Genomic DNA, 6,694 nt, shown 5'->3' on the forward strand with positions numbered 1-6,694 from the left:
ACGACCCTCGTCAGGGTCTGGCCTGGTCGCGTTCGATGATGCTCTCGGGGCGTCTGACGGTCTTGCCCACGTCGTAGCGGGTGGCGGGCTGCTTGCTCTTCGAGCCCAGTGGTCGGCCTGGTCCCGGCCGCGATGGTTTCGGTGCGCGGGCCGGGCAGGGCATGACCTGCCCGGCGGCCGCATCCAGCGCCAGCGCCAGTGCCGCTGCGCCGCGGCACCGTCTGCGACTACCTCACGCGCTGGACCGTCGCGAAGACCCGGTGGAGCCTGTCCATCAACACCACTGAGCAGGACGCGATGCACCGGATCGCCGCCGGCTGCGCGAACGAGAACCTCACCATCGAACTCGCCCGCTGACCCCTGCGCCGGGCTGGCGAGTCGGCCGGGGCACCCGCCCGACAGCGTTCGCACGCAACTTCCGGCCGATCAACGTGGCCACCCGCAACGTCACCGCCCGGCACGCCGGGTTCGGGCACTTGAACCGCCGCACCAGCAGCTCGATCACCACACTGGTGCCACTGACCGCGGCATCCGCGAGCCGTCGCATGTGCCGGCCGTACACCCGGTCCGACGCACCACCGCAGTGCGGACGGTCCGCACCCGCCGAGCAGGCCCGCGCATGCATCGTGACCGCCCCGGCCGCAGCCCCCTCGACCAACTCCACCACGACACCAGCGAGATGAGGGAACAGAACCTCGAAGCTCCGCGAAGAACACGCGAGCCATAGTCACATCTGCCACTGACACCGGCAGCCGGCAGCCGGCAGCGTCGCAAGATCAGCGACAGAGCCCGGAATTGGCCAGGGGCGCGGTCATGAGTCCCCAAGGGGAACTTGACCACGGCGGAAGCCTCGAATACGCCAGATCGCTTACCGATCTTGCTCATCAATCGGTCGATAAATGAGCATCCTTGCTCTTCGCCCTTCCCTGCCAAAAGGCGAGTCTTTCCCGAGTAGCGAGGGTGGCAGGATGATCGGCGCCCAGGACCCGCTTTCGATCAGTCAGCAGTTGTTCGAAGTCTGCCGCAGCACCAGCCGCGTCTCCGGCCTCACCACGCCAGTGAGCAAGGTTGCTGCGGGTTCTGAGGGTGGTGGGGTGGTCGGCTCCCAGCACTCTCACGCGATCGGCTAACAACCCCTGGAAGCTGGTTACTGCTCGCGTCGGCGCCCCTGCCTCACCTTGGCACCGTGCCATGGTGTGTCGGGTCTGCAGCGTGTCAGGGTGGTCGGAGCCCAGGACTCGTAGACAGCGTTCAAGTAGTTGATCGAGAGTGGCTTCCGCACCGGGAAGGTCCCCCACGGTCACCCTCCAGGATGCGAGGTTGGTTTGGGTTGCAAGGGTTCGAGGATGGTCCGGACCGAGCACGCGCTGACAGTCTCTGAGTAGATGCGTATAGACATCTACAGCGCCAGCCTGGTCCCCCGCCTCACCCCGCCAGTCAGCAAGGTTGGCTTGTGCCGCCAGGGTTCGAGGATGGTCCGATCCGAAGACCCTCAAGCAGTCCTCCACCAGCTCGTCGAGAACGGTTACGGCGCCGACTGCATCTCCTGCCTCGCCTCGCCAGTAGGCAAGATTGTGCTTGGCTGCCAAGGTGTCGCTGTGGTCAGGGCCGTGCACTCGCAGGAGATCAGACAATAGTTGTTGAAAGGCGGTTTCAGCGCCGGACGCGTCTCCCGCCTCACCCCGCCAGTAGGCAAGGTTGAGCTGGGCGCTTAGGGTTTTCGGGTGGTCGGGACCCAGTGCCTTCAGCATCCGCTTGAGTACCTGCTCGCTGCTCGCCATGGCGCCAGCGGCATTCCCTGCGTTTCCCTGGCAGGAGGCGAGGTTGACCTGAGCGGAGAGGGTGTCGGGATGGTCAGGGCCCAGATGCTCGTGGCTTGTGCAACTCAGATATTGCCAGTGCTCGCTGGATGCGGCGAGTTGGCCGGCCTCTAGGAGGCTTTTGCCCATGCGGAAGAGTAATGGGTGAGCTCCGTCGGCCTGGTACAGGGCGTTTTCGGCGTGGCGGGTGAGTGCTTCGGCGTTGGCGCGTAGGACCTGAGCAAGGGTGGTGTCACGCTCGATCTCAGGCCAGGCTTCGATGAGCGCGTCGGCGGCGGCGCGGGCAAGCCGGTCGCGTTGCTGCGTGGTGAGGGCGTCGCGCGTGACGCGTTGGACGAGTTGGTGAACGCGTACCGCCTGGTGCATGTTCCTTGGGGTGTGGTCTAGCAAGCTCAGCCGGTGCAGTGTGCGCAGCACTCGTGATGCGTCGAGGGCCGTGGCCTCTTCCGGGCACGCTCGCCCGGCGGTGCCTGTGCGGTGCTCGTTGAGGTAGGCCAGAGCGGGCGGGTCAACCAAGACAGAGGAGGGGATGCCGTTGGACGCAAGAACCGCAGTGAGCTGCAGCATCGGACGGGCCAGGCCTGCGGGTGGAAATTCGTCGGCACGGTCGATTGAAAGTGACCAGGCGGCGGTGACGGTCGTGTCCTGGTCGTCAGGAATACCAGAAGGGTCGGGGAGTACGTCGGCGAGCGTCCGAGCTCGGTCGGCCAGCAGGGTGCGATAAGCCGCGCAGTCGAGGTCCGCATCGATGAGGTACGCGACGGCCTGCGACAGCGCCAGGGGGAGGTGGCCGAGGTCGGTGGCGAAGGCCGCAAGCTGGTCGGGAAGCTCCAAACGGCCGTGGGCGGCTAGCACGGTTGTCAGGTAGGCGACGGCTTCGTCAGGGGTGAACAAGCCCACCGGCACCAGCAGCCTATCGCTGCTGGTCATGGCGGCGTCGCGACGGCGGGTAGTGACCAGGGTACGACCACCCTGCTGGCTGGCAGGCGGCCACAGGCCTCGCAAGTCAGCAGGGCTGGCGACGTCGTCGAGCACGACCAACCAGCGGCGCTGGGTGGTACCGGGTTTGGGCTCCAGCCAGGCCAGGAAAGCGTGGGCAGCCCGTTCCGGGTCGGCAAGGTCGGCCCCGAGTACCTCGGCGGCGGCCTGGGCGTAGGCCGAAATGACCGCCTCACGAGTGGTGGCGCTGATCCACACCAGCAGATCCACACCGCCCCTGGCCCATACCTGGCGGGCATGGTGAGCGGCGAGCTGAGTTTTGCCGACCCCGCCCATGCCGGCCAGCACCTGGCACAGCACCGCCATGCCCCCGCATGCCAGCGCCTGATCCAACTGCTCGACGGCTGCCCGGTCCTGGAAGGAGTCAGCCTGTCGGGGCAACACTCCGACCTGGTGGGGCCAGGTCACCGCAGGTCGTGGGGCGGCGAAGTAGGCTACGTGGCCCCCGTCGGCCACATAGCCGACCGCCAGGCTGCCGTCGCGGGCGTGGGTGGTGACGCTGCCCAGCCGTTGAAGTGTGAGAGGCGTCTCGGTGGGCGATGGGCTGGTAGTGGCCGGTCCGTTCAGCCCTGGGACGGATCCGGCACTGGAGGGGTGCCAATGTGCGCTCCTCCGTGGATTACCCCAGCCGCGATCGAGCCGCTGTCTGCGCGAATATCCATATTGCCGCCCACGGCCAGGCCGCCCGTCCCTGCAGTCGCGGCGCCCTGCGAGGCGTGCTGCGCGAGCAGGTCGCGCAGCTGGTCGGCGGCCTGGTCACGCTCGCCTTCGCTCAGGCTTTCCAGTGCTGCCTCGATGCGGGCCTGCCAGGACGCTTCCAGGCGGATCCGGGTCCGCTCGGCTTCGGCGGGGACTGCGGACTGCAGGGCCGCCTCGGTCTGGTCCAGGCGCTCCAGCTCGGCCTGCTCGCGCTGCGCGTCGCCCCGACCGAACCAGCGCGCCACCGCCTGCCGCGATCCAGCCCACGCGTCCGTCCCTGCCGCTGTCACCACTGCCGTACCGCCGGACGCAGCCAGCGCGGTCAACACCTGATCTAGCATCCTGCCCTCCTCGTGTCGCAGATGTTGTTCGCACCGTAGCGCCGCACTTGGGATTCTTACAGAGTCGTGCCGGAACACAGTCCCGATACCCGGCGGTTTCGCATAACGCCGATTGCCGTGTTCTGCACTGGCTCCCTTTGGGCTCAGTCTTGATCCGCCGCGTTGTCTTGGTGAATCCGCCGCAGAAGCTCCCGGCAAAGAGACCGGCGGCCGCGATGCGCGGCTCGACCGCCGCCAGCCGGACGCCGATCGCGGGGGCGGCCAGACAATTCGGCGACACGGGGCCACCGGAGGGTGGTGCTACAGCTCAACGTCCATCCAGGCGATGTCGTTGAGCTCGACGTCGAGGCCGCGGGCGCGGCGGCCGCCGTCCTTGAAGTACTCGTCGCGCAGGGCCTCGGCAAGGATCGCTTCCTGCTGGGCCTGGGTGGCTCCGGCGTCACGGGTGGCGTACAGCCGCCGGGCGACGTCGCCGGGCATCTTCTGAGTGATCATTCGGGGGCGGGGGTCGTCGGTGCTACCGCCGGCCGCGCTGTATCCGAAGGTCGCCTGGATGTGGAGCATGAAGCCGCGCTGCTCGGCGTCGCGGCGCACCCGCTTCTTCACCCTCGGCTGCCACGCCGCCCGAACCGCCCGCTCGACCTTCGCCGCGTTGGCTTTGGTCATGGGGATGTCCCCGGTCAGCTCGCCCTCGGCGAGCGCATGGGTCCAGACCGAGTACGGAGCACACCGACCGGCCGACACCGGCGGCCCCTACGGCATCGGCCGGGTGACGCCGCGCCCCGACGAGGTCGTCGTCCACATCGACCGGGAGCAGCTGGCGCGGTGGGCGCGGGCGTTGCTGCCCGTCCAGCGGGCCGGTGGCGGGCTGACCGGGGTGGCCGGTCTGCGGTGGAGCGCCGGTGCGAAGGATGTCGTCCTCCACCCGGTGGGTGCGTCGCAGCGGCGGATCCGCTTGGCCACGACGTTCGTCCGGGACTGGAACCGGGCCGTGGCCGGCGCGGTGGAGACGGGTGACGTACTCCTGGGCGGCGCCCCGGGGCCGCGCCGTCGGACCCGGTCCGCAGGAGGCGGCAGCAGGGCGGGCGCAGCGGGAGTGGGTGGTGTCGTGTGCGGGGGATTTGTCGGCGGTGTTGCGGCGGGTGCTGTTGCTGGAGCATCTTGCGGGGCGGGCGTTCCATGGTGGGGCGGTGGAGTTCGCGGTGGAGGGCGGGTGCTTGGTGAATCTGTCGGCGGGGCGGGCGCGTCTGGCTCTCCCGTGGGTCACGCTGCGTCTCACCCGGGCGCTGTGGCCCGGCCGGGCCGTGCGGGCGGCGCGGCCTGGGGCCGGGGATGTGGTGCTGCGGTTCCTGGCCGGGTACCCGGGTCCGGCGGGCGCGGTGCGCCCGGGTACGGCCCGGGAGGGTCTGTGTGTGCTGGCCGGGATCCGCGTGGAGGACGTCGGATTGCGGGCGGCTGTCTGGGCGCTGGAGGTCGCGGACGCCGAACTGGCCGATCCGGACAGCGGGTTCCTGGACGATGAGGGCGGCTGTACGGGCAACCGGCGGCGGGCCGCCGAGGACTTCTTCGGGGCAAACCGCTCGACCCGCCCGGGTGCGCGGGGCTGCTGGCCGAGTGCCCCGTCGACGTCGCGGACCTGGGCCGGCTCGACTACCTGCCGATCATCGACCACGAAGCCGCCCGGGACTTCCGCCCGGACCGCGAGCAGCTGACCGAGGACGGCCAGCAGATCCTGATCCGGCTGCTGGACTGGGCGCTGGCCGCCGCCACCCACCAGGTCCCCGACCGCGGCCCCTGGCAGCAGAGCGACCCCGCGGACGGCAGCACCTGGTCCGCGGGCCTCCTGCCGGTGGTGCGCTGGACCGCCGCCCTGCCGCTGCCGGACAGCCCCGTCCCCCTCCAGCTGCGCGTCGACGAGCACCCGCGGGGCGGCTTCGGCTATGCCGTCCACCCCGGCCCCGAGGGCGTGCCCGCGTGGGTCCACCACGCCACCCCGGCACTTCGGTTCGGCTCCGCCGGGTCGCTGCCCGCCGCAATAGCGCTGGCCGAGCACGCCGGACGGGAAGTCGCCGCCGGAGCCCGGGCGGTGCGCAGCGTCGAGCGGCGGCTGCTCGTCCCCCGCCCGGTGCCCGCCGACGCCGATCCGCAGTCGGCCGAGCTCATCGCCGCCGCCGCGCCGCGTGAGATGGTTCTCGACCTGTATGAGCTGTGCGCGGGCCTGCGGGTCCTGGCCGACCTCGACGGCCAGGACGATCCCTACCTCTACAACCCGCCCGCCGGCGGGCACTGGCGCCAGGGCGAGAACGGGCCCGAGCCGGGCGCGGTGTCCGCGATGCTCGGCGAGGACCACGTCCTGGCCGCCACCCGGCCAGGCGAGCCGGCGAACACCGCGGCGGTCGACTCCCCCGCCTACCGCCGCCACCTCGCCGCCCACGCCGGCGTGGCTGTGCCGCGCGCCGGGGCGCAGCGGCAGGGCCTCTCGCCTGGGGACGGTGGCATTTGGGCGGTCTGTGGCGTCACGGAGTCGCGGTGGCGCGGCACCAGCGTTTCACGGTGCTCGCCGCGACGCCGATCTGCTCTGCAGCAGCACGGCTCGACAGATCTCAATGGCGCCGATCGTCGCCGCCATCGACGTGAAGCCGGCGGCTTGGGCGGTGGCTTCCAGGGCCTTCTTTCGGGCCTGCTGGTCGGGCCTGCTGGGCGGCCGGGAGGGTGTGCAGGGCTGCGGCCCTGCGGGCGGCTCGTACCGCAGGAAGATCGTCGGTGCCCGGCAACCCGGTGGGGCGAGCGGCCGCCGACGGACCCGGCGGCCGCGGAACAGGCTGCCGCCGACAC

6 protein-coding genes and 2 pseudogenes are annotated in these 6,694 nt (G+C 70.4%); 2 read left to right on the plus strand and 6 right to left on the minus strand.

The features are described 5' to 3' along the window. Positions 1-10 precede the first annotated feature (10 nt). Positions 11-157: pseudogene (locus ACFU7Y_RS37190) on the minus strand (transposase); the annotation flags it as partial. A gap of 41 nt (positions 158-198) precedes the next feature. On the opposite strand from ACFU7Y_RS37190, the gene ACFU7Y_RS37195 reads away from it, so the two are divergent. Further along, positions 199-357 carry a hypothetical protein gene (locus tag ACFU7Y_RS37195; protein WP_380771004.1) on the plus strand — a complete coding sequence of 53 codons (159 nt, stop codon included), beginning with the start codon at positions 199-201 and terminating at the stop codon, positions 355-357. Here the strand turns inward: ACFU7Y_RS37195 and ACFU7Y_RS37200 are convergent. From ACFU7Y_RS37200 to tpg, 5 genes and pseudogenes are all read right to left on the minus strand, one after another. After that, positions 335-625 (minus strand): transposase family protein, encoded by a 291-nt coding sequence (locus tag ACFU7Y_RS37200; RefSeq protein ID WP_380771009.1) that lies wholly within the window; start codon positions 623-625, stop codon positions 335-337. The two genes, ACFU7Y_RS37195 and ACFU7Y_RS37200, sit on opposite strands and share 23 nt — an antisense overlap. Before the next feature lie 259 nt (positions 626-884). Continuing rightward, positions 885-3,275 carry an FxSxx-COOH system tetratricopeptide repeat protein gene (fxsT, locus tag ACFU7Y_RS37205; protein ID WP_380771005.1) on the minus strand — a complete coding sequence of 797 codons (2,391 nt, stop codon included), beginning with the start codon at positions 3,273-3,275 and terminating at the stop codon, positions 885-887. A gap of 107 nt (positions 3,276-3,382) precedes the next feature. Continuing rightward, complete coding sequence (locus tag ACFU7Y_RS37210; protein WP_380771006.1) at positions 3,383-3,859, minus strand: hypothetical protein; 477 nt, start codon at positions 3,857-3,859, stop codon at positions 3,383-3,385. Between the two features lie 184 nt (positions 3,860-4,043). Beyond that, positions 4,044-4,157 (minus strand): annotated as a pseudogene (locus ACFU7Y_RS37215) (alpha/beta hydrolase); the annotation flags it as partial. Between the two features lie 2 nt (positions 4,158-4,159). Continuing rightward, positions 4,160-4,525 carry a telomere-protecting terminal protein Tpg gene (tpg, locus tag ACFU7Y_RS37220; RefSeq protein WP_380771007.1) on the minus strand — a complete coding sequence of 122 codons (366 nt, stop codon included), beginning with the start codon at positions 4,523-4,525 and terminating at the stop codon, positions 4,160-4,162. Positions 4,526-5,711: 1,186 nt separating this feature from the next. Between tpg and ACFU7Y_RS37225 the strand changes: the two genes are divergently transcribed. Continuing rightward, positions 5,712-6,694 (plus strand): hypothetical protein (locus ACFU7Y_RS37225; RefSeq protein ID WP_380771008.1); only part of this gene is annotated, 983 nt, incomplete at its 3' end.

Source organism: Kitasatospora sp. NPDC057542 (assembly GCF_042801945.1).
In the GTDB taxonomy this organism is placed as follows: domain Bacteria; phylum Actinomycetota; class Actinomycetes; order Streptomycetales; family Streptomycetaceae; genus Kitasatospora.

Excerpts from the sequence above, each read along its gene's own strand:
- ACFU7Y_RS37200 (WP_380771009.1), bottom strand. The coding sequence starts at position 625 with ATGCATGCGCGGGCCTGCTCGGCGGGTGCGGACCGTCCGCACTGCGGT.
- ACFU7Y_RS37210 (WP_380771006.1), bottom strand. The coding sequence starts at position 3,859 with ATGCTAGATCAGGTGTTGACCGCGCTGGCTGCGTCCGGCGGTACGGCA.
- tpg (WP_380771007.1), bottom strand. The coding sequence starts at position 4,525 with ATGACCAAAGCCAACGCGGCGAAGGTCGAGCGGGCGGTTCGGGCGGCG.